The organism is Mycolicibacterium chitae, assembly GCF_900637205.1.
Lineage (GTDB): Bacteria > Actinomycetota > Actinomycetes > Mycobacteriales > Mycobacteriaceae > Mycobacterium > Mycobacterium chitae.
The window spans coordinates 1,089,730-1,111,439 of record NZ_LR134355.1 but is presented as its reverse complement, the minus strand read 5'-3'; the positions used below and the strand labels follow the sequence as shown (position 1 = coordinate 1,111,439).

General features: G+C 69.4%; 22 protein-coding genes. 6 read left to right on the top strand and 16 right to left on the bottom strand.

Features of this window, described 5'->3' with window-relative positions:
- Positions 1 to 26 precede the first annotated feature (26 nt).
- Together EL338_RS05400 and EL338_RS26755 are read left to right on the top strand one after the other, a co-directional pair.
- Positions 27 to 560, top strand: a complete 534-nt coding sequence (locus EL338_RS05400; protein WP_126332788.1) for a DoxX family protein — start codon at positions 27 to 29, stop codon at positions 558 to 560.
- A 157-nt stretch (positions 561 to 717) separates the two neighbouring features.
- Entirely contained in the window at positions 718 to 846 is a 129-nt protein-coding gene (locus tag EL338_RS26755; RefSeq protein ID WP_126332787.1) for a hypothetical protein, read from the top strand.
- A gap of 159 nt (positions 847 to 1,005) precedes the next feature.
- On the opposite strand, the gene EL338_RS05390 is transcribed toward EL338_RS26755, so the two are convergent.
- The 3 genes from EL338_RS05390 to EL338_RS05380 all read right to left on the bottom strand — a co-directional run bounded on the left by EL338_RS05390 (position 1,006) and on the right by EL338_RS05380 (position 3,956).
- Entirely contained in the window at positions 1,006 to 2,004 is a 999-nt protein-coding gene (locus EL338_RS05390) for an NAD(P)H-dependent flavin oxidoreductase (RefSeq protein ID WP_126332786.1), read from the bottom strand.
- Between the two features lie 18 nt (positions 2,005 to 2,022).
- The gene (locus EL338_RS05385; protein ID WP_126332785.1) at positions 2,023 to 2,775 is read right to left on the bottom strand and encodes a 3-hydroxyacyl-CoA dehydrogenase; all 753 of its coding nucleotides are present in this window, start codon (positions 2,773 to 2,775) and stop codon (positions 2,023 to 2,025) included.
- An 86-nt stretch (positions 2,776 to 2,861) separates the two neighbouring features.
- Positions 2,862 to 3,956 carry a CaiB/BaiF CoA transferase family protein gene (locus EL338_RS05380; protein ID WP_126332784.1) on the bottom strand — a complete coding sequence of 365 codons (1,095 nt, stop codon included), beginning with the start codon at positions 3,954 to 3,956 and terminating at the stop codon, positions 2,862 to 2,864.
- 113 nt (positions 3,957 to 4,069) lie between these two features.
- Between EL338_RS05380 and EL338_RS05375 the strand changes: the two genes are divergently transcribed.
- Entirely contained in the window at positions 4,070 to 4,882 is an 813-nt protein-coding gene (locus tag EL338_RS05375; protein WP_126332783.1) for an enoyl-CoA hydratase, read from the top strand.
- Between the two features lie 66 nt (positions 4,883 to 4,948).
- The gene (gene tet(V), locus EL338_RS05370) at positions 4,949 to 6,241 is read left to right on the top strand and encodes a tetracycline efflux MFS transporter Tet(V) (RefSeq protein WP_126332782.1); all 1,293 of its coding nucleotides are present in this window, start codon (positions 4,949 to 4,951) and stop codon (positions 6,239 to 6,241) included.
- Positions 6,242 to 6,247: 6 nt separating this feature from the next.
- Here tet(V) and EL338_RS05365 read toward each other — a convergent pair whose 3' ends face one another.
- Together EL338_RS05365 and EL338_RS05360 are read right to left on the bottom strand one after the other, a co-directional pair.
- A complete protein-coding gene (locus tag EL338_RS05365; RefSeq protein WP_179967166.1) occupies positions 6,248 to 6,949 on the bottom strand; it encodes a CPBP family intramembrane glutamic endopeptidase in 702 nt (233 codons plus the stop codon).
- Positions 6,946 to 8,091: an NAD(P)H-binding protein gene (locus EL338_RS05360; protein ID WP_126332781.1), complete on the bottom strand. Its 1,146-nt coding sequence runs from the start codon at positions 8,089 to 8,091 to the stop codon at positions 6,946 to 6,948. Before EL338_RS05360 ends, EL338_RS05365 begins: the two co-directional genes overlap by 4 nt.
- 192 nt (positions 8,092 to 8,283) lie before the next feature.
- Between EL338_RS05360 and EL338_RS05355 the strand changes: the two genes are divergently transcribed.
- Positions 8,284 to 9,036 (top strand): fasciclin domain-containing protein, encoded by a 753-nt coding sequence (locus EL338_RS05355; protein ID WP_126332780.1) that lies wholly within the window; start codon positions 8,284 to 8,286, stop codon positions 9,034 to 9,036.
- A gap of 65 nt (positions 9,037 to 9,101) precedes the next feature.
- On the opposite strand, the gene EL338_RS05350 is transcribed toward EL338_RS05355, so the two are convergent.
- Entirely contained in the window at positions 9,102 to 9,905 is an 804-nt protein-coding gene (locus EL338_RS05350) for a crotonase/enoyl-CoA hydratase family protein (RefSeq protein WP_126332779.1), read from the bottom strand.
- On the bottom strand, positions 9,902 to 11,059 hold the full coding sequence (locus EL338_RS05345) for a thiolase family protein (RefSeq protein ID WP_126332778.1): 1,158 nt from the start codon (positions 11,057 to 11,059) through the stop codon (positions 9,902 to 9,904). Before EL338_RS05345 ends, EL338_RS05350 begins: the two co-directional genes overlap by 4 nt.
- 130 nt (positions 11,060 to 11,189) lie before the next feature.
- On the opposite strand from EL338_RS05345, the gene EL338_RS05340 reads away from it, so the two are divergent.
- The gene (locus EL338_RS05340; protein WP_126332777.1) at positions 11,190 to 11,843 is read left to right on the top strand and encodes an SDR family oxidoreductase; all 654 of its coding nucleotides are present in this window, start codon (positions 11,190 to 11,192) and stop codon (positions 11,841 to 11,843) included.
- Here the strand turns inward: EL338_RS05340 and EL338_RS05335 are convergent.
- The 9 genes from EL338_RS05335 to EL338_RS05295 are packed head-to-tail and all read right to left on the bottom strand — an operon-like array spanning position 11,840 to position 21,709.
- Complete coding sequence (locus EL338_RS05335) at positions 11,840 to 13,576, bottom strand: DUF3556 domain-containing protein (RefSeq protein WP_126332776.1); 1,737 nt, start codon at positions 13,574 to 13,576, stop codon at positions 11,840 to 11,842. The genes EL338_RS05340 and EL338_RS05335 overlap by 4 nt on opposite strands.
- Positions 13,577 to 13,628: 52 nt before the next feature.
- Positions 13,629 to 14,156, bottom strand: coding sequence for a DoxX family protein (locus EL338_RS05330; RefSeq protein WP_126332775.1), 528 nt, complete (start codon positions 14,154 to 14,156; stop codon positions 13,629 to 13,631).
- A gap of 33 nt (positions 14,157 to 14,189) precedes the next feature.
- Positions 14,190 to 15,461 (bottom strand): WS/DGAT/MGAT family O-acyltransferase, encoded by a 1,272-nt coding sequence (locus EL338_RS05325; protein WP_126332774.1) that lies wholly within the window; start codon positions 15,459 to 15,461, stop codon positions 14,190 to 14,192.
- Between the two features lie 3 nt (positions 15,462 to 15,464).
- Positions 15,465 to 16,367, bottom strand: a complete 903-nt coding sequence (locus EL338_RS05320; protein WP_126332773.1) for an alpha/beta fold hydrolase — start codon at positions 16,365 to 16,367, stop codon at positions 15,465 to 15,467.
- A gap of 11 nt (positions 16,368 to 16,378) precedes the next feature.
- Positions 16,379 to 17,104, bottom strand: coding sequence for a hypothetical protein (locus EL338_RS05315; protein ID WP_235666379.1), 726 nt, complete (start codon positions 17,102 to 17,104; stop codon positions 16,379 to 16,381).
- A complete protein-coding gene (locus EL338_RS05310) occupies positions 17,101 to 17,805 on the bottom strand; it encodes an Rv1363c family protein (RefSeq protein ID WP_126332772.1) in 705 nt (234 codons plus the stop codon). The genes EL338_RS05315 and EL338_RS05310 overlap by 4 nt, the downstream gene beginning before the upstream one ends.
- Positions 17,769 to 19,232 (bottom strand): MCE family protein, encoded by a 1,464-nt coding sequence (locus EL338_RS05305; protein WP_126332771.1) that lies wholly within the window; start codon positions 19,230 to 19,232, stop codon positions 17,769 to 17,771. Before EL338_RS05305 ends, EL338_RS05310 begins: the two co-directional genes overlap by 37 nt.
- Positions 19,233 to 20,378, bottom strand: coding sequence for a virulence factor Mce family protein (locus tag EL338_RS05300; protein WP_126332770.1), 1,146 nt, complete (start codon positions 20,376 to 20,378; stop codon positions 19,233 to 19,235). It abuts the gene before it with no gap.
- Entirely contained in the window at positions 20,375 to 21,709 is a 1,335-nt protein-coding gene (locus tag EL338_RS05295; RefSeq protein ID WP_126336687.1) for an MCE family protein, read from the bottom strand. The genes EL338_RS05300 and EL338_RS05295 overlap by 4 nt, the downstream gene beginning before the upstream one ends.
- Between the last annotated feature and the right edge of the window lies 1 nt (position 21,710).

Here is a 21,710-nt window from a genome sequence, read left to right as displayed (position 1 = left end):
GCTCGGCGCCCATATTCTTACCCCCCATGACAACTGAATTCGATGCCCGTCTCGCCACGTCAGGCCGCAATTTCGGCCTGTTGGCGCTGCGTTTTGCCATCGGTGCGGCGATTCTGCAGGCCGGGCTGCTGAAACTTTTCGACTACGGCACGGTGGTCGAGAGCATGGAGCAGAGCGGCTGGCGGATGCCGCAACTGGCCGCGTTCCTGGTGACGGCCGCGGAGAGCCTGGGCGGCATCGGCCTGCTGCTGGGCCTGGTGACACCGCTGGCCGCGATGGCCGTGCTCGCGGCGATGATCGACGCGTGGGCGGTCAACGTCTCGGGCGCCGCGTTCTGGTCGGATCCGTTCAACGTCCCGTTCCTGATCGGCTTCGGGGCGCTGGCCCTGTTGTTCACCGGGGCCGGCACCTTCTCGCTGGACGAGCGGCTGTGGGGCCGGGATACCTGGCCGCGACTGGTTTCGGTGACGTTGCTGGTGGTCGCCGTCGCGGCGGCCGTGGCGACCTGGGTCCTACTGAATGGAACCAACCCGATCCACCTCAGTACACCCGCGGGCTGACCTGGGATTTTTCCGCCAGCTCGCCCCGTCGACGACGGTTGGAGCGGGACGTCGTCGGTCCGGCGACCTGGGTTTCCCTACCCGGGAGTAATAATTGCCATCATTTTCCGAATCGTGACTCAATGATTCCTTAATAGAGATCCATACAGTCAGTGTCATGTGGATCGACGACACCAACGCTGATGTCATCAAGATTGACTTCGACGCTCTGTACCACGGAGATTTCCTGGTCGAGGGCGACACCTCGGAGCAGTTCGACGAGGTGCTTCCGCCGCTGGCGAGCTAGCCTCGTCAGCTCGCGGCGGAAGGCGTCATCAGTCATCTTGTGACGCCCCTACGAGTACTGTGCCGGCCTCGTGCCGGAAGTGAAAAAGCCGGTGACCACCTTCGCGGTGGCCACCGGCTTTTTCGTGTCGGTACCGGGCGTACCGGTACTCGCGGGTGACTAGGCGGCGGACTCGGCCTCTTCGTCGTCCACCAGGTCGGCGAGGCGACCGGTGATCAGTTCCTCGGCCTCGGAAACCATGCGGGACACCAGTTCGCCGCAGGTCGGGATGTCGTTGATCAGACCCATGGCCGTCCCGACGGTCCAGATGCCGGCGTCGATGTCACCGTCGTCGAAAACCTTGCGGCCACGCACGCCGGCCACCAGATCCTTGACGTCCTCGAACTGACCGCCATCGGCGAGGATCTGCACCACCTCGCGCGAGACCACGTTGGAGGCCACCCGCGCGGTGTTGTTGAGGCTGCGGAAGATCAACTCCGTACCCCGCTCGTCGCCGGCGACGATGGCTTCCTTGACGTTCTGGTGGATGCAAGACTCCACCGTGCACATGAAGCGCGACCCCATGTTGACCCCGTCGGCACCCAGCGCCAGCGCAGCCACCAGGCCGCGGGCATCGGCAAACCCGCCGGAGGCGATCATCGGGATCTCGATCTTGTCGGCCGCGGCCGGGATCAGCACCAGACCCGGGATGTCGTCCTCACCAGGGTGACCCGCGCACTCGAACCCGTCGATGCTGATGCCGTCGACACCCAGGCTCTGGGCCTTGACCGCATGCCGCACCGAGGTGCACTTGTGCAGCACCTTGATGCCGTTGTCGTGGAACATCGGCAGGTGCGGCGCCGGGTTGGAGCCCGCGGTCTCGACGATCTTGATGCCCTCGTCGACGATGACCTGGCGGTACTCGTCGTACGGCGGCGGGTTGATCGACGGCAGGATCGTCAGGTTGACCCCGAACGGCTTGTCGGTCAGCTCCCGCGTGCGCGCGATCTCCTTGGCCAGATCGGCCGGCGTCGGCTGGGTCAGCGCGGTGATGAAGCCCAACGCGCCGGCATTGGCCACGGCCGCCACCAGTTCCGCGCGGCCGACCCACTGCATGCCACCCTGCGCGATGGGGTGCTCGACCCCGAATACCTCGGTGAATTTCGTCTTGATTGCCATCTGCTTCCTTCCCCCGGATCAGCGAGGCGCCATACGGATCGCCCCGTCGAGGCGGATCACCTCGCCGTTGAGCATCGGGTTCTCCACAATATGGACCGCCAGCGCGCCGTACTCGTCCGGGTCCCCGAGGCGGGCCGGGTGCGGCACCTGCTGCCCCAGCGACTTCTGCGCCTCCTCGGGCAGCGAGCCCAGCAGCGGGGTCTTGAACAGACCCGGCGCGATGGTGCAGACGCGGATCAGCTCGCGGGAGAGATCGCGGGCGATCGGCAGGGTCATCCCGACCACGCCACCCTTGGAGGCCGAGTACGCGGCCTGACCGATCTGGCCCTCGAAGGCGGCCACCGACGCGGTGTTGATAATGACGCCCTTTTCACCGTTGATGGCTTCGGTCTTGGCGATCCGCTCGGCCGCCAGGCGCAGCACGTTGAAGGTACCGATCAGGTTGACCTGGACGACGGTGGTGAACGCGTCCAGCGGGAAGGCGCCGTCCTTGCCCAGGGTCTTGATGGCGGTACCGATGCCGGCGCAGTTGACGTTGATGCGCAGCGGGCCCATCTCCTCGGCGGCGTCCAGCGCGGCGGACACCGATTCCGGATCGGTGACATTGGCCTCGACGAAGCGGGCACGCGCGCCCAACTCCTTGACGGCCTCCTCGCCCTTGAGGTCGATCACCACGACTGACGCGCCGCGGTCGAGCAGCCGCTTGGTGGTCGCCAGGCCCAGGCCCGACGCGCCACCGGTCACCACTGCCACCGAATCCTTGATCTCCACCTGACGTGTTCCTTTCGCCTTCTACCTACTGGTTGGTTGGGACTATAACGCACGCGTCCGAACGGGCGCTCGGTTCGCAACCCGCGTCAGGCCCAGTCGCGCAACACCGCGTCGTTGTCGGCGCCGGCAGCGCGCGGCGGGGTCGGCGTCTCGGGCTGCGACCGCGAGAACCGGGGCGCCGGCCGGGGCTGCAGGCCGTCGGCACCGGAGTCGTAGAAGGTGTCCCGCTCGGCGATGTGCGGCTCGTCGAGCACCTCGCCGAAGGACAGCACCGGGGTCACGCACGCATCGGTGCCGGCGAACACCTTGGCCCAGTGGTCGCGGTCGTGCTTGGCGAAGGTCTGCGCGAACAGCTCCTTGAGCCGCGGCCAGCCGCTGACGTCGTTCTGATCGGGCAGGTCGGCGGCGTCCAGGCCCAGCCCCTCGAGCATGGCGGCGTAGAACTGCGGCTCGATCGGACCCACCGCGACGTACTTGCCGTCGGCGGTCTCGTAGGTGTCGTAGTAGGGGGCGCCGGTGTCGAGCATGTTGGTGCCGCGCTCGTCGGACCACATGCCGCTGGCGCGGAAGGCCCACATCATCTGGCTCAGCACGCTGGAGCCGTCGACCATGGCGGCATCGACCACCTGCCCCTTGCCCGAGGTCTGCCGCTCCCACAGCGCGGCCAGAATGCCCACCAGCAGGAACATCGAACCACCGCCGAAGTCACCGGCGAGGTTCAGCGGCGGCACCGGCCGCTCACCCTTGCGCCCGATGGCGTGCAGCACGCCGGTGAGCGAGATGTAGTTGATGTCGTGGCCGGCCTGCAGCGCACGCGGCCCGTCCTGACCCCAGCCGGTCATCCGGCCGTAGATCAGCCGCTCGTTGACCTTGGCGCAGTCCTCCGGCCCCAGGCCGAGGCGCTCGGTGACGCCCGGGCGGAACCCCTCGATCAGCACGTCGGCCTTGCTGACCAGATCCAGGATGAACTTCTTGCCCTCCGGGGACTTCAGGTCCGCGGTCACCGACCGGCGGTTGCGCAACATGGCGTCGCGCGGCGGGGTGACGACACTCGCAGCCTTCGACGGCCGGTCGACGCGAACCACGTCGGCGCCGAGGTCGCCCAGAATCATCGCCGCATGCGGGCCGGGCCCGATCCCGGCCAGTTCGACGACTCGCAATCCCTGAAGTGGTCCCGCCACAGTGTCCGCCCTTCATAGCCTTGATAACCGTGTGGTCTGCATCATCCCACCGCCGCCCAACCAACCGACGGGTGGGCTGTGGTTGCGCGAAAGCGTTCCCTATTGTGTCTGGCATGACGATCACTGACTCCGGCCTGGACGCGCTCGCACCGGTCGACGGCCTGCTTGTCGACCTGACCGACGGCGTGCTGGCGATCACCATCGACCGTCCGGACAGCCTCAACTCGGTGAACCCGCAGGTATTCGCGGCCATGGCCGACACGCTGGAGCGCGCCGCCACCGATCCCCGCGTGCGCGTGGTCCGCATCGGCGGCACCGGACGCGGCTTCTGCTCCGGGGCGGCGATCGGCGCCGAGGACACCGGTGACGGTCACGAGCCGATGGAAACCCTGCACGAGGGCAACCGCGCCATCCGCGCGATCGTCAACATGCCCCGGCCGGTGGTGGCCGTGGTGCAGGGCCCGACTGCGGGCATCGGGGTGTCGGTGGCCCTGGCCTGCGACCTCGTGCTGGCTTCGGAGAAGGCCTTCTTCCTGTTGGCGTTCACCAAGATCGGCCTGATGCCCGATGGCGGCGCCTCCGCACTGGTGGCCGCCGCTATCGGCCGCATCCGGGCGATGAAGATGGCCCTGCTGGCCGAGCGGGTGTCCGCGGCCGACGCCCTGGACTGGGGCATGGTCAGCGCGGTGTATCCCGCCGACACGCTCGAGGCCGAGTCCACCAAGCTGATCCAGCGCCTGATGTCGGGTCCCGCGGTGGCCTACGCCAAGACCAAGAAGGCCATCAACGGCGCCACGCTGGACACCCTGGACACCACGCTGGCCCACGAGACCGCCGGCCAGCACAAGCTGCTGCAGGCCCCCGACCTCGCCGAGGGCATCCAGGCCTTCCAGGAGAAGCGCAGCCCCAACTTCACCGACGTCTGATCCGTCGGCGTCCGGCGCGCCAAAAACCGGTGGACGCCAAGCACTTCGCTCGGCGACCATCTACAGGTGAGCACCGACGTCGACAAGCAACAGCCGGAAGCGCGTGCGCCCGGCGGCTGGCGGGTGCTCGCGCCATTCCGCTTCCGCGAGTACCGCCTGCTGATCGCGGCCGTCTCGATCACCATCTTCGCCGAGGGCATGTGGGCCGTGGTGATGGCCCTGCAGGTGATGGAACTCAACCGCGACCCGGCCGCGCTGTCGCTGGTCGCCACCTGCCTGGGCGTCGGCCTAGTGGCCTTCGTGCTCGTCGGCGGCATTGCCGCGGACCGGTTTCCGCAGCGCACCATCATCATCGTCGTCGAGGCGGTGAACCTCGCGGCGGTCAGCACGGTCGCCCTGCTGGGTCTGCTCGAGCTGCTACGGGTGTGGCACATGGCGGTGGCCGCCGGCACGCTCGGGATCGCCGCGGCCTTCTTCTTCCCCGCCTACAGCGCCTATCTGCCGCGGATCCTGCCGCCCGGCCAGCTGCTGGCCGCCAATGGCGTCGAGGGCGTCATGCGCCCGGTGCTGCAGCGCGCTGTCGGCCCGGCCGTCGCGGGTGTGCTTGTGGGAGTGACGTTTCCGACGCTCGGCGCGGTGGCGGTCGCGGTGCTGTTCGCCATCGGCCTGACGTTGTTGATCGCCACCCGGCCGGTGCGCAGCGGCTTCGTCGTCGAACCGGAACGTCTGCAGCGGCGGGTGCTGACCGACCTGCGCGACGGGTTCCTGTTCATGGTGAAGACGCCGTGGCTGCTGTGGACGTTGTTGTTCGCCAGCATGTTCGTCCTGCTGGTCATCGGCCCCATCGAGGTCCTGCTGCCGTTCATCGCCACGGAGCGATTCGAGGACGGCGCTCGGATGTACGGCCTGGTGCTGGCGGCGTTCGGGATCGGCGGGGCCCTGGGGGCGCTCGGGGTGTCCTCGCGGCACCTGCCGCGGCGCTACCTGACGGTGATGATCCTGATGTGGGGCGCCGGTTCGCTGCCGCTGGTGGTCATCGGCTGGACGAGTTCGTTCCCGCTGATGGCGCTGGCGTCGTTCCTGGTGGGCGTCACCGACGGTGCGGGCATGGTGATCTGGGGGACGCTGCTGCAACGGCGGGTGCCGCCGGCGATGCTGGGGCGGGTGTCGAGCCTGGACTTCTTCGTCTCGTTGGCCTTCATGCCGGTGTCCATGGCCATCGTCGGGCCGCTGTCGAAGGTGGTGTCGATGCAGACCATCTTCGCGGTGGCCGGTACCGCGCCAATCGTGTTGGCGCTCATCGCCCTATGGGCCGCGCGGATGCCGCGCGACGAGATCGCCCACCCGCTGGACACCTGAGGCCGCTCAGGCTCCCGCGAAGATCGGCGGCAGGGCCAGCACCATGATCAGCCCCCACACCAGGTGGGTGAGCACCGGGGCCAGCACTCCCCCGGTCGCCCGGCGCTGCACCGCGCAGATCAACCCGAGCACCACCGCGGCGAAACCCAGCATCGGGTTGCCCGACGCCAACGTCGCCACGATGTAGAGCAGCGTCGAAATCAGCACGGGCCGTGCGCCTTCCAGCGCGGTGTACAGCGCCCCGCGGAAGAACAGCTCCTCGGCGACACCGTTGACCAGGGTGATGGCCACCACCAGCGGCAGCGCACCCTGGTTGGCGAACTGCATGACCGCGCCGATGGGTTCGGCGATGACGTCGATCTGCCGGACGATCAGCGCGCCGACGACGAACGCCGCCCCGGTGGCCAGCCCCGCGCCCAGTCCCAGCAGCACCGGCCGCCGCTCGCGCCCGCCCCAGGTGATGGCGCCCAGCCGCATCGGCCCGGACACCAGCGCCGCGATGGCCCACACCGCGGCCAGCGCGGCCGTGAGCCAGTAGAAGCTCGCATCGCCGGGCTCGCGGGTCAGCGAGATGCCCAGTAGCAGCGCCCCCAGGACGCCGCCGATCACGACGACGATGCGCCGGCGCCGCACCACCGCGGGCTCCTCCACCTGCGGCGGTGCCGCGGTCTCGACGACGGCGGTCACCCGCTCGAGCCAGGTGGTCACGACGCCCCCTTCTTCGGGAACAGGTCCGCGACGGCGTCCAGGCCCGTCCGCAGCGCACCGGCGACCGGCTTGGGCACCGCACCGAGCAGACCCAGCGCGGGCCGGGCGAACGGCGGGGTCAGCGCGGCGGCCAGCCGCTGGATCCGCAGCGTGTCGCCGCCGGCCCAGGCGGCGTCGGTGTCGGCGAGGTGGTGCGGATCGGCCAGCCGATCCACCGGTCTGGCCTCATCGCCCTCCAGCGAGCGCCGGATCGCGTCGTCGATGCCCAGCAGGCCGCCCTCGGGATCGGGCACCTGACCGTCGAGTCGACGCTGCGAGGCCGTCATCGGATAGTCAAGGGAGGCAACCAGATCGGCGGCCAGTCCGCCGGGGATCGGCAACGCCGCCGCCGTCAGCCGGGACAGCACCGCGGTGTCCAGGCCGCGCACCTGCAGGCCGGCCCGCCACGCCCCGGCAAGTCGCGCGTAGGTGTGCATCAGCTCGCCGTAGGTGGTCGTGGTCGGCCCGCAGATGTCGTAGGCGCCGGGGCGGACCTGCGGCCCGGCGGCGGCCACCAGGTAGTGCAGCACGTCGCGAATCGAGATCGGGTCGATCGGGTGGCGCGCCCAGCGCGGCATGGGCATCAGCAGGAACCGGTCCCCCACGTAGCGCAGCATCTCGAACGACGTCGAACCCGCCCCGATGATCATCGCCGCCCCCAGCCACACCACCTCGGCGCCGCCGTCCACGTGCAGGGCCTCGGCCACCTCGGCGCGGCCGGTGAGGTGTTCGGACAGATCCTCGCCGTCGGGCACGAACCCGCCGAGGTACACGATGCGGCCGACCCCGGCCCGCGCGGCCGCCGCGCCGACGTGGGCCGCGGCCCGGTTGTCGGCCTCCCGGAAGTCGGGGGCGCCGATGGCGTGGACCAGGTAGTAGACGACGTCCACCGGCCCCGCCGTGGACAGCGCGGCGGCGACGGAGTCGGGATCCCCCGCGTCGAGCGCGACCACCTCCACCCGGTCGCGCCAGCCGTAGCCGTCGAACTTGCGCGCGTCGCGGCCCGCGGCGATGACGTGATGCCCCTCGTCCAGCAACGCGGCCACCAGGCGGGAACCGATGTATCCGGTGGCGCCGGTGACCAGGATGCGCATTGCTTCCACGGTAGAGGTTCGGCATTTTTCGCGTGACCAAAGCCGCCCTGACCTGGTCGTTTTGGGCGCGACCAAACGCTGTGCTTACGCTTTGAGCTGGCTTGATGCCGCAGTTTGCGTCTCGCCGACCGCACAGACTCATCACGAACGAGTAACGGCCGACGACGGCCCGACGACGTAAAAGCGACGAGAGGAGCCAAAATGACGATCCGATTGAAGACCCTTGGCGTGGCTGCCGCCGCGGCCGCGCTCGCCATCTCCACCGCCATCACCGCCCACGCCGACGAGGACGAGGTGACCATCGAGCCGCCCGAGGTGCACGGTTCGGGCTGCGACGCGATCAAGGCCGAGTTGGCGCCCACCGGGCTCGACGGGCTGTTCAAGCAGCCGGCTTCGGCGGCCATCGCCGGCATCCCGTCGCTGAGCACCTACAACGCCGCGATCTCGGGCGGCCTGAACCCGGCCGTCAACGTGGTCGGCGTGCTCGACAACGGCCCCTACAACGTGTTCGCACCGACCGACGAGGCGTTCTCCGCGCTTGATCCCGCCGAGTTCGAGGCGCTCAAGGCCGACCCGGCCCGGCTGACCGCGATGGTCTACTACAGCATGGCGCTGGGCCTGCTGGGCCCTGAGGACGTGCACGGCAAGCTGACCTCGCAGGAGGGCAAGCAGATCACCGTCACCGGCAAGGGCGGCGATATCAAGGTCGACGACACCGCCAAGGTCGTGTGCGCGGGCATCACCGCCGACAACGCCAAGATCTACATCATCGACACGGTGCTGTCCCCGGACAACGCGCTGCCGGCGACCGCGACCACCACGACCTCGCCGACGGAGACCACGGAGCCCACCGAGGCGACGGAGACCACGGAGCCCACCGAGACCACCGAGCCGACCGAGACCACTGAGTCGGCGGAGTCGGCCGAGGCCACCGAAACCACCGAGGCCGCCTAGCTCCACAGACGAATCGGGCGTGATTTCACACGGTCACCGTGTGAAATCACGCCCGAATCGCGTTGTTACTTGGCCTTCCAGACCGGGGCGCGCTTCTGCGCGAACGCCATCGGACCCTCCATGGCGTCCTCGGTGCGCAGCAGTGCCCCCATCTCGCGCGAGGTGCGCTTCCAGTCGTCGCGGTCCGCGGCCACCGCACCGTCCTCGGCACCGTAGGCCACCCGCTTGGAGGCCTGCACCGCCAGCGGCGCGTTGACCGTGATGCGTTCGGCCAGCGCCAGGGCCGCCTCGAGGACCGTGCCATCCGGCACGACCTCGTTGATCAGTCCCCACCGCAGCGCGTCCTGCGAGCTCAGCGGCTCGCCGGTGAAGATCAGCTCCAGGCCCACCTTGCGGGGCAGCTGGTCGACGATGCGGAACACGCCGCCGGCCGCGGCCATCAGGCCCCGCTTGACCTCGGGCAGGCCGAACTTGGCCCGCTCCTCGGCCACCACCAGATCGCTGGCCAACGCCAGTTCACTGCCGCCGCCCAGCGCCGTGCCGTTGACGGCCGCGATCACGGGCTTGTCGATGAAGTGGCTGACAAACCCGGCGAAGCCCCACTCCGGATGCTCCGGGTGAAAGAGGTTCTCGCCGCGCGAGATCGCCTTGAGGTCGGCGCCGGCGCAGAACGACTTGTCGCCGGATCCCGTGATCACCACGGCCCGGATCTCGGGGTCGCTCTGCGCCAACTCCAGACCGTTACCGACGGCCGTGCTGACCGCCGCGTTGACCGCGTTGCGTGCCTCCGGGCGGTTGATCGTGATGATCAAGACGTTGCCCCGGCGCTCGGTCAGCGCGCCGGGGGCGTCCTGCGTCGCGTCGGTCACAGCAGCTCGAGGATGGTGGCGTTGGCCTGGCCGCCGCCCTCACACATCGTCTGCAGACCGTACTGAATGTTGTTGTCCCGCATGTGGTACAGCAGCGTGGTCAGGATGCGGGCACCGGAGCCGCCCAGCGGGTGGCCCAGCGCGATGGCGCCGCCATTGGGGTTCAGCTTCTTCTCGTCGGCACCGATGTCCTTGAGCCAGGCCATGGGCACCGGCGCGAAGGCCTCGTTGACCTCGAAGGCACCGATCTGGTCGACGCTCAGGCCCGACTTCTTCAGCGCCTTCTGGGTGGCCGGGATCGGCGCGGTCAGCATGATCACCGGGTCGGCGCCGGCGAGCACCGCGGTGTGCACCTTGGCCAGCGGCTTGAGGCCCAGTTCCTTGGCCTTCTCCGCGGACATGACCAGCAGCGCGGCCGAGCCGTCGGAGATCTGGCTGGAGTTACCGGCGTGGATCACGCCGTCCTCCTTGAACGCGGGCTTGATGCCGGCCATCTTCTCGACGGTGCCGCCACGGCGGATGCCGCCGTCCTCGAGCACCACGGTGTCGTTGCCGTCGGCGTCCTTGGTCTTGATGCCCACGATCTGGTCCTTGAACGCACCGGAATCCTGTGCGGCCGCGGCCTTCTCGTGCGACCGCAGGGAAAACTCGTCGAGCTGGGTGCGGTTGAAGCCCCACTGCTCGGCGATCATCTCGGCGCCGACACCCTGGTTGGGGGTCTGGGCGTAGCGGGCCTTGAACGACTCGCCGTACGGGTTGCCGCCGTTGGCCAGCGAGGAGCCCATGGGGGTGCGCGACATCGACTCGACGCCACCGGCGACGACGACGTCGTAGTGGCCGGCGACCACACCGGAGACGGCGAAGTGCAGCGACTGCTGGCTGGAACCGCACTGGCGGTCCACGGTCACGCCGGGCACCGTCTCGGGCCATCCGGCGGTCAGCACCGCGGTGCGCGCGATGTCCAGGGCCTGCTCACCGGCCTGCATGACGCAGCCCCAGATGACGTCGTCGACCAGTGCGGGATCGACACCGGCGCGCTCGACGAGGGCGTTGAGCACCTGCGCCGACAGTTCGGCCGGGTGCACCCCCGCCAGAGCGCCGTTGCGCTTACCTACCGCCGAACGAACGGCCTCCACGATCACGGCTTCCGCCATGGACCTCTCCTCTCAACTAATTAGTTGGTTGATCAATCGTTCTTAGCACCAGGGGCCACCGCAACAAATTCCGGGTGCGAAATTCGTGGCCCCCTTGGTTCTACCGTGTGCGTCCGTACGCTCGGTAAGTATGTCCAACGTCATCGTCTTCGGCGGCCACGGCAAGGTGGCGCTGCTGCTGTCCCCGATCCTCAACGAGCGCGGCGACCGCGTCACCTCGGTGTTCCGCAATCCCGACCACTCCGAGGAGGTCGCCGTCACGGGCGCCCAGCCCGTGGTCGGCGACATCGAGGCCCTCGGCGTCGCCGAACTCACCGAGTCGATCGCCGGGCACGACGCCGTGGTGTTCACCGCGGGCGCCGGCGGCGGCAACCCGGCCCGCACCTACGCGGTGGACCGCGACGCGGCGATCCGCGTCATCGACGCCGCCGCGCAGGCCGGCACCAAGCGCTTCGTGATGGTGTCCTACTTCGGCGCCGGTCCCGACCACGGCGTCGCCGAGGACAGCTCGTTCTTCCCCTACGCGCAGGCCAAGGCCGCCACCGACGCGCACCTGCGGGCCAGCGACCTCGACTGGACCATCCTGGGCCCGAGTGCGTTGACCCTCGATCCGCCGACCGGGCGCATCGAGGTCGGCGGGCAGCGCACCGCCTCGGGCAAGGTGACCCGGGCCGACGTGGCGGCCGTCGTCGCCGCGGCGCTGGCCGACGACGGCACCGTGGGACGCACCATCGAGTTCAACAACGGCGACACCCCGATCGCCGAGGCGCTGCGCAACCGCTAGTCGCGCCGGTCGACGTGGACCGGCACCTGGTCGTCCCAGGGTTGGCGGGTCACCGCGTCGGCGACGTTGATGTAGCCGGTCTCGAATTCGCCGGTGGCCGCGTCGACCAGCCGGTAGCGCTGGGTCTGCCGGTGGATGGGCTGGGCGTCGATGAGCACCACCCGCACCTCCCCGGGCTCGAACCGGCAGCGCTTCTGCATCGCGGCGATCAACTGCTCGTTGTGCATGTGGCCGTCGCCGAAGTTCCAGCCGATGGCCGTCGAGCAGATCCGCTCGCCGTCGGTCATCACGTAGTCCTCCGGCGAGTCGGTACCGCCGGGCCCGGCCATGGCGCGGTGCGCCAGCGTGAACATCATCCGGCCGTGGGTGTTGAAGGCGCGGAACGCGTAGCCGAGGTACTGCGGGATCTGCGCGGCCTCCGGGCTGCCGTAGACCTTCTCCAACTGCGCCTGCGGCATGCTGGCGATGGCCACCAGGTGCTGGTCGATCTTGTCGGCGGCCGACGGCTTGAGGCACCACAGCGTGGTGTCCCAGTTGCCGGCGTAGTAGCGCATCCCCGGCAGGAAGGACACCTTGCGCGGGAACAGGTTTCCCAGCGTCACCGTGATGACCATGGCCGCGAACAGCAGCACCGGCAGCGGGCCGGTCATGTCAGCGAGCCCGATCCCCGCGTGCCCCACGAACAACGTGAGGACGCAGAAGATCATGAAGACGTTCCACTCCAGCGGCACGCCCATCGGGATCGCCGTCAGGATGCCGAGGTGGAAGCACACCATGACGAGCGCGGCGATCGCGGTGGGCCAGCCGCCATGGGAGAACAGCAGGACCAGCGGGACCAACATCTCCACCGCCGTGCTGAAATGCGCGACGACCCGGGACAGCCGGCCGGGCCGCAGGTCATCCGGAAAGCGTTCGAAGAACAGCCGTTTCAGCGCGCGGGGCCGCACGATCGGGCTGTTGGACATCATCGTCGAGATCACGAACGGGAAGTGCTTGGTCAGCTTGGACGACGCGGCGCCGACCCAGATCACCACGCAGACCAGCTTGGCGGCGATGATCATGTCGACACCGCCGAACAGGAACGCCACGGTGAACGCCGCGTACACCTCGCCGCGGGCGGCCAGGAAGATCACCTTGTCCCGCAGTCCCGCAGCGGCCAGCAGTCCCAGGATGGTCCAGATCTGCCACAGCGGCAGCACCCCGACGTCGGTGTCGAGCGCCGGGATGGGTCCGGTCCCGTCGGAGAACAGCGCGATCAGCAGCGCGACGAGCAGCGCCGCGTAGAGCGCCACGTCGACCGGTCCGCGGTTGTCGCCGGCGGTGAACGGCACCCGGCCCGGCCACGGCGGCAGCCGAATGGTGTTGGGCCGCAACCAATACAGGATCGACCCCAGCGGCGGGAAGAAGCGGTTGTTCAGGGGCCCGAAGCCGCAGCCCAGCCCGACCACCTCAAACAGCATGGTGTAGAGCACGACCTTCTGGAAGACGATCGGCTCGGTCCACCACTGCCCGACGGCGGTGAAGCCGTCGATGCCGGCGGTGGACAACACCACCAGCCAGGCGCCGAGGATGTACAGCAGGATCTTGACGACGTAGAACAGGTGCAGCACCACCGGGGTGCCGAACCCCACCTCGGCCCAGTGCCGCGCCATCGGCCGGACCTTCTCCGACCAGTTGCCCTTGCTCCACTCGTCGAACTCGACCACCGGCAGGTCGGGCTTGAGGAATCCCATGACCGACAGACTAGAACGTGTTCTAGTCTGTCGGTGGTGGTTCGGGCGGGACCTATCCGGTCTTGGCCGGCGGGCGGTAGAACACGGCCAGCTGACCGATGCCGCCGAGCAGGCCCAGCACCACCGCGATGGTCAAACCGCACCAGCCGTACAGCCACCCGTAGAAGCCCGTCCCGGAGAACAGCAGGTGGTCCAGGCTGTACTTGCCGGCCCCCGTCGCGGCCACGGCGACTGCGGCCGCGGCGAGCACCAGGTTGTACTCCCAGCCTTCCTTGACGATGAAGAAGCCGTTGGCCCGGTGCACGGTCCAGGCCGCCACCAGCATCAGCGCCACGAAGCCCGCGGCCGGCACGGGGGTCAGCAACCCGAGGGCCAGGCCGAGACCGGCGGCGATCTCGGTGGTCGCGGCAACCCGGGCGTGGAACATGCCCGGCTTCATGCCGATGCTGTCGAACCAGCCGGCGGTGCCGGGGATGCGTCCGCCCCCGAAGAACTTGTTGTAGCCGTGCGCGGCCATGGTCAGGCCCAGCACGACACGCAGGAGCAGCAGTCCGAAGTCCAACGCCGAGTCGTAGGTCATGTGGTGAATTTAGGCCATCTGCTGAGCGGCTGCCTAGCGGGGTGAGGAACCCGCGCCGAGTACGCGCCGAAGCCGTTCGAGGTAATCGTCGAGTTCGGTCTCCGACAGCACCGAGTCGGCGGCGTGCACGCTGAGCGCCACGGTGTCGCCGATGCCGTGCACGCCGTGGGTCAGGCCCATCATCGGCGACAGCGCGGGATAGCTCGCGGTGAGCAGCACCGGCGCGGCATCGAGCCGCAGATCGGCCGGGCCACGGTTGACGCTCGACACCACGGTGTTGCCGGTGACCAGCGGCGAGCGGACGGTCTCGTCGAACTTCGACACGCCCCAGCGCAGCAGCGCGGCCGGCACCGCCGCGGTGGCTTCCTCGGCGGCCGGCGCGGCCCGGTGTTCGGCGCGCTGCCGTCCCCCGCGCAGGTCGGCGAGGATGCGGGCGGCGCGGACATCCTCGGGCTGGTCCGGATACAGACCCACGCCGACGTTGCGGAAGTGGTTGCGCACATACCGGATTCCCGGCTTGGCCAGCGGCACCTCGGCGCCGAGTTGCTCGGTGTTTTCCCCGCGGTCGCGCAGGTGCCCGGCCAGCGCGGTGCCGACGGCCAGCAGGGCCTCGACCGTGACCGTCGATCGGCCCCGCAGCGACGCCCGGTCGACGACGACAGTACGGATGCGCCGGGGACCGGCCGGGGTGGCGTTGGTGAGCAGGGCCGGACGCGACGGCGGCGGCGCGGGCAGGCGGCCGGCCTCGATATCGTCGGTCAGCCCGCGCTCGGCGCGCGCGGCGGCCACCGCGCCCCCGAGCATGCTGCGCCGTCGCCGATCCGGCAGCGCGGGCACCGGGCCGGGTCGGCCGAACAACCAGCCGGCGAGCGCGGCGGTGCGGGTGCCGTCGGCGAGCGCGTGGGCGATCTGCAGGACCGCGACCGTCGCCGGGCCCGAACCCCGCGGGGCCGCAACCTTCTCGAACAGATGCAGCCGCCAAGCGGCGACCCGCGGATCCAGCTGCGCGGCGGCCAGTTGCGCCACCGCGTCCAGGCATTCGGTCCAGGTCAGCTCCGCGGCGGGGTGCACCACGAACTGCGCGCGATCGACCGGCCCGGCCGCCCAGTCCGGATAGCGCCAGCGGCGCGTGTCGGCGATGCGCAGCCGCAGATCGGCGCAGTCCTGCGCGCGTGCCCGCAGGCCGTCGAGCAGCCCGTCGTCGATGCGGACCGCGCCGTCGAACGCAAACAGCACGAACTGGTCGTTGGGGATCTTCGCCGACATCCAGTAGGTCTGGGCGTCGACGGCGGCCAGCCGCGGCACGGCTCAGGCCGGCCCGACGAAGTCCAGGATCAGCTCCCCCACCCGCTGCGGCTGCTCGAGTTGCAGGAAGTGTCCGGCGTGGTCGACGACGGCGCTGCGGCTTTCCGCCGGCAGCACCTTGTCCACCCAGTGCGTGAAATCCGCTGTCATGCAACCGTCGTCGGCGCCGTGCAGGTACAGCACGGGCCCGACGGGCCGGGCGGCCGACGTCCAGAACTGGTGCAGCCGGGCGTACTGCGCGGGCGGCCTGGTGTTGCGGATCGTCGCGCGGTAGACGCCGAGCGCGGCCCGCCAGCGTTCCGGGGCGCCGATCGCGGCGTCGACGTGGCGGACATCCTCGGCCGCCGGATAGCCCGGCGACCATCGGCGCCACAGCAGCGGGACGATCCAGCGGGCCGACCGCTCGGGCAGCGCGGGCAGCTGGAAGAACATGATGTACCAGCTGCGCAGCAACTGGGCGGGCAGCTTGCCGAGCAGCGCGGTCCGCTCGTCGCCCACCCGGAAGGCTGCGGCGGGCGGGACCGACATCACCACGGTCCGGCGGAACGGATTGTCGGGCATGGCCGCGATCGAACTCGCGGTGATGGCGCCCCAGTCGTGGCCGATCAGGATGTCGCGGTCGGTCCCGCCGACGGCCTCGCGGATCCGCAGCACGTCGTCCATCAGCGCCCCGATGTGGTAGCTGCCGTCCGACGCCAACGACGACGGCACGTAGCCCCGCAAGAACGGCGCCACCACCCGGTATCCGGCCCCGTAGAGCGCCGGGGCCAGCTTGCGCCACCCGTAGGCGGTGTCCGGAAACCCGTGCAGGCACAACGCGATTGGCGCGTCCTCGGGCCCCCAGCTCAGCGCGCGGAGCTGACCCGCGGGTACCTCGACGTCGATCCAGCGCGGTTCGCTGTACATGCCACCGGAGGTTACACCGGGTCGAAGCCGGAGATCAGCCAGCGGTCGCCGGTCTTCTCCAGGGTCACCTTTACGCTCGAGGCGGTCGCGGTCGGGGCGCCGTCGCCGACGATCACCGTCTGGTTGACGAACACCAGCACCTCGGCGTGATCGGAGTCAGCCGTCATGGACGCGGCCGCGGGAACGTTGGCCACGGCCGAGATGCGCTGTTCCTTGGCGCCGGGAATGACGACGTCGTTGGTGAGTTCGGTGTAGGACTCCTGGAACGTCCCGGTGAGCAGCTCGCGCGCGGCGGTCAGCTCCTCCTCGACGGTGTCGGGCTCGTAGGACAGCAGCTTCACCGTGGCGTCCGAGGCGACCTGGACGGATTCGGCCCGTGCGGTCTCGGCGGCCTGGCCCGAGTAGTATTTCCAGCCCAGGAAGCCGGCACCGACCAGCACCGCGAGCAGCAGCACGCACAGCAGCACCGTCAGCACGACGGCCCGACGGACCTTCCCGGACGCCGGGTCCGCGGCGGTCTCGTCCGACTCGCCGTCCGCCGTGGACTCATCTTCGGCAGCCTCGGTGGTCTCGGCGGCGTCCGTCTCGTCGACAGCCTCGGTCTCCTCGACGGCGTCCGTCTCGTCCAGCGCCGTGCCGGCCTCCGTGGCCTCGTCGCGGGTCAGTTCGTCGTCATCGGCGGGCACTGCGGGGGTTTCCTTCTCTGGCACGGGCTTCGGGTCCTCGGGAGTGGTCACGGCACGAACTCCACATTCGACACCTTGGTCTGGCCGTCATCGGTGTTCTCCACCGAGATCCGCATCCGCCACATCCGGGGCGCCTGCTCGGGCGCACCGGCATTGGACGTCTGCACCGTCACGGCGACCAGCACCTGCGCGCGGTCGCCCTCCTCGGATTCCAGTCCGGCGGCCGTCACCTCTCCGGTGGACTTGGACTGCGCCTGCTTGACCACCTCGGTGAACGGTCCGGAGCGCTGCGAGAAGTCGTCGTAGAACGTCCCGGTCGCCGAGTCGAGGATGCGCTGCACCCCGGCCTCGGCGTCCTCGAAGTCGATGGTGGTCAGGTTGATCGCGGCCTGCCGGCCCAACTGCACGAAGACATCGCGCTGCTGCTGGGCCTGCTGTTGCTGATAGACCGACCAGCCGAGCCAGCCCAGGCCGCCGACGAGGCCGAGCACCAACAGCCCGGCGAGAGCACCGATCAGCACCCGCCGCAGCCGGCCCGGCTGCGGTTCGGCCTTCACCTCGTCGTCGGGGAGTTCCGCGTCGGCGGTTTCGTCCGCGACCCCGCCGGCCTCGGTAGCCGAATCGGCGTCGTCAGCGCTGGCTTCCAGGGTGGCGTCTTGCGGCGATTCCGATGACTCCTCGGGGGACTCGGTCAACTCCGTTCCGGTTGACTCGGTCAGTTCCCCTTCGGGGGCAGCAGCATCGTCTGCCATGTTTGCTCCTCTGTGGCGCTCTGGGCCAAATTGGCTTGGGTGTAGATCTGCCCGTCCGGTCCAACGTACGTGCCACTGCTCGGTTCGTATTCAGCGGCTGCGATCGGCGGCAGCGGCGGCGCGGCCGGCGGTGCTGCTTCCGCAGGTGAGGTCCCCCCGGGCAACTGCGGGACGGCCTGCCCCGAGTTCGTCGCGTTGGGGTCGCCCTTCCAGTTGAAACCGTCGTTGAGCGGTTGGTAGACCTCGTCGCTCTCGCACATCCGCACCGAAGGGGCGCGTTTGCCGGGCACCGTCGTGCAGGGGATGTTGCGGGCACCGCGGACGTTGAACGCCGAGTCCTGCGGGATCCGGCAGTAGACGTCGCCAGCCGGGCGGTCGGGATGGTCGACCTCGGCGGGCACCCGCTTCTGCTGGGCCGGGATGAAGCCGGTGACGCAGGGCGGCGGCAGGTTCAGGTTGAGGTTGAAGCTCAGGTACGCGCCGCGGTAGTCCTGGCGGGTATGCCGGTTGGCGACACCGATCGCCGAGGTCACGGCTGCGCCCTGGGGCAGCAGCACCAGCAACTGCTCGAGGCTCGGCTGATAGGTGACGGCCACCTCGCCGACGCTGACCAGGTTCGCCAGCAGGATCGGCAGGCTGGGCTTCAGCTCGTCGAACAGCGCGCGGGTCTCGTCGGCCGCGCCGGGCCCCTGCTGCAGCACCCCCGCCACCGCGGCGTCCTCCTGCTTGAGCTGGCCGCTGATGTTGGCCAGGTTCGCCGCCCAGGTCTGGATGGCGCTGGAGGTGTCGGTCTGCGAATCCAACACGGGGGCGGACTGGTCGATCAGCGTGGTCAGCTCGCCGAGGTTGGCGCGGGCATCGATGGCCAGCTGCGTGGAGCCCTGCACCAGCCGCGACAGCTCCGGCCCCAGACCGCCGACCGCGGTATAGGCCTCGTCGACGACGGTCGTCAGGTTCTCCCGCGGGATCGCCTGCAGCCCACGGTTGGTCGCGTCCAGCACTGAGTTGACGTCGATAGGGACGAACGTGCGTTCCCGCGGGATCACGTCGCCGTCCTGCAGGAAGGGCGGGTTGCCGGTGCGCGGCACCAGGTCCACGTACTGCTCACCGACGGCGGACACGCTGCCCACCGACGCGTCGAGATCGGCGGGAATCTTGACCTTCGATTCCAGGGTGAGATCGGCGACCACGCCGCCGTTCTCCAACCGGACCGCCTTGACCCGGCCGACCTCGGTGCCGCGGTAGGTGACGTTGGCGCGCTCGTAGAGACCGCCGGCCTCCGGCAGCTGGACGGCCACCTGGTACTGGCCGATCCCGAACAACATTCCGGGCAGGCCGATGAAGTTGAACACCATCACCGACCCGGCAATCGCCGCGATGGCGATCAGGATCGACATCTGGGTGAGGGTCTTGCGTGTCAGATGCATCTAGCGCCCCTGATCCCAGCGGTACGGCACGATCAGCGGGTTGCCGGCCGTGTACGGGCTCGGCAGCTGACCGATGGTCCGGCCCCACTGCAGTTCCAGTTCGGTGAGGTCGCCCTCCCACCGGGTGCCGGTGAAGAAGCCGCTGTCGATGCGGCTCAGCGTCAGGTCGAACACCAGGCTGAGGTTGCCGTAGTCCCCGCGCATCCAGTTGTCCAAGGTTTCCTTGGGCCACGGGAAGGTCGGGTAAAAGCTCAGCGCGCGGGTCAGCGAAGGGCCCGCATTGGCGAGCTCCTGCAGTACCGGACCGAGGTCGCGCAGTTCCTGGACCAGGGCCTCCTTGGTCTGGTTGACCGAGTCGGCGGTCAGCGCGCTGAACTGGCCGAATTTGGTCAGCGCGTCGGCCAGCATGACCCGCTGTTCCTTGAGCACCTCGAGCGCATCCGGGATGGTCTCCAGCGCCCGGTCGACGACGGGCTTCTGGTCGGCGATCTGGCCCACCAGGCTGTTGAGGCTCTCGGTGGCCGCGATGATGTCGTCTTTTTGATCGTTGTTGTAGGCGATGAAGCGGTCGAGCTGTTCGATCAGGCTGCGCAGATCGTCCTCGCGGCCCGAGAAGGCCGTCGCGAACGCGGTGGTGATGTCCTGGATCCGGCCGACGCCGCCGCCGTTGAGCAGCAACGAGATGGCCGCCAGCGTCTGCTCGGTGGTCGGATAGGCGCCCGACGACGACAGCGGGATCAGCGACCCCTCCTGCAGTTTGCCCTCCGGCGGAACGTCGGTGGGCGGGGCCAGTTCCATGTGCAGCGAACCCAGCAGGCTGGTCTGCCCGATGGTCGCCCGCGCGTTGGCGGGCAGGTCGACGTCGCCGTTGAGGCTCATGGTCACCAGCGCGTGCCAGCCCTGACGTTCGATCTTGGTGACGTTGCCGACGGTGACGTCACCGACCCGCACCCGCGAGTTCTGCTCGATGTTGTCGACGTCGGGCATCTGGACCTGGATCGTGAAGGCGTCCGGCCCGTGCCCTTCGGTGCCCGGCAACGGCAGCGAGTTGAGTCCGGTCCAACCGCTGCACGCGGTCAGCGCCGTCGTCAGCGCGCCGATCACCGCGGCCCCGGCGGCCCGCTTCATCCGCACCCCGCGCGTCATTGCCCACCTCCCGAGTGGACCATCAGGCCGGACAGTCCGTCGGCCGGGTTGGTGGCGACCATCTGCTCGGCGGCCAGCGGCGGTCCCGCCGGCGCCGGCGCCGGCGGCGCGTCGGGTCCGGCCGGTGCGGCCGCGGGCGGCGCCGGTACCTGTCCTGGCGGCGGAATGTAGTCCGGCCGCAGCCAGTCCTCGGAGTAGGTCACCTCGTTCGGACGCGCCTGGGTGCCGACGAACAGGTTCTGCCCGATGGGCAGGAAGTTGTACTGCCGGTTCTTGACGATCGGCGCGAGGTACTGCGTGCACAGCTTCGCGGACTGCTCGGCGCCGAGACGCGAGGCGGCCTGAATTGCGCCGCACAGGAACGACACCGGGTTCTGGAAGTTCGCGATGGCCAGCGCGCTGGTCGCCGCGCCCTGGGCGGGCTGATAGATGTTGATGTAGTTCTGCAGCGTGTTCGGTGCGACGTGGAGCAGCTGCTTGATGTCGTCGAGGCTGTCGTTGAGCGTCTGGGTCACCGCGGCGAGCTTCTCCGAGGTGGTGCCCAGCGTCTCGCGGTTGTCGGCCACGAAGGACTGCACGTCGCCGAGCGCGGCGTTGAGATCGCTGATCGCCGCGGCGACCTCACCGGGATCGTCGGCGAGCAGGCCGGTGACGTTGGCCAGGTTCTGGTTGAGCTGACGCATCAGGTTGGTGCTGTCCTGCAGCGCCGACACCAGGATCGACAGGTTCTTGACGGTGCTGAAGATGTCGGTGCTGTGATCGCCCAGCGCCGAGAAGGCCTGCGACAGCTTGATCACCGTCTCGCGGATGTTGGCGCCCTGCCCGCGCAGGTTGTCCGCCGTCGTGTTGACCAGGGCGCCCAGCGTGCTGACGCCGCCCGGTTCGGTGGGCTCCAGGTTCTCCGCGAGCCGGTTGAGTTGTTCGCGGAAGTCGGCCCATTCCACCGGGACCGCGGTGCGGTCCTGATCGATCACCGCGTTGTTGGCCAGCACCGGGCCGCCGGAGTACACCGGGGTCAGCTGGATGGCGCGGCCGGTCACCAGTGCCGGCGACAGGATGGCGGCCTTCGCGTCCGCGGGCACCTTGTAGTTGCCGTCATAGGAGAACGAGATCTTGACCCGGTTGTACTCCGGTTCGATCTTGTCGATCCGGCCGACGTTGACGCCGAGGATGCGGACGTCGTCGCCGACGAAGATGCCGTTGCTGTTGTCGAAGTAGGCCACCACGTGGTTGCGGTTCAGCGGGCCACCGGAGCGCAGCAGCAGCACCGCGCCGGCCACCAGGGTCAGCACCAGCACCGCGGCCACGCCGATGCGGGCGTTACGGGTCAGC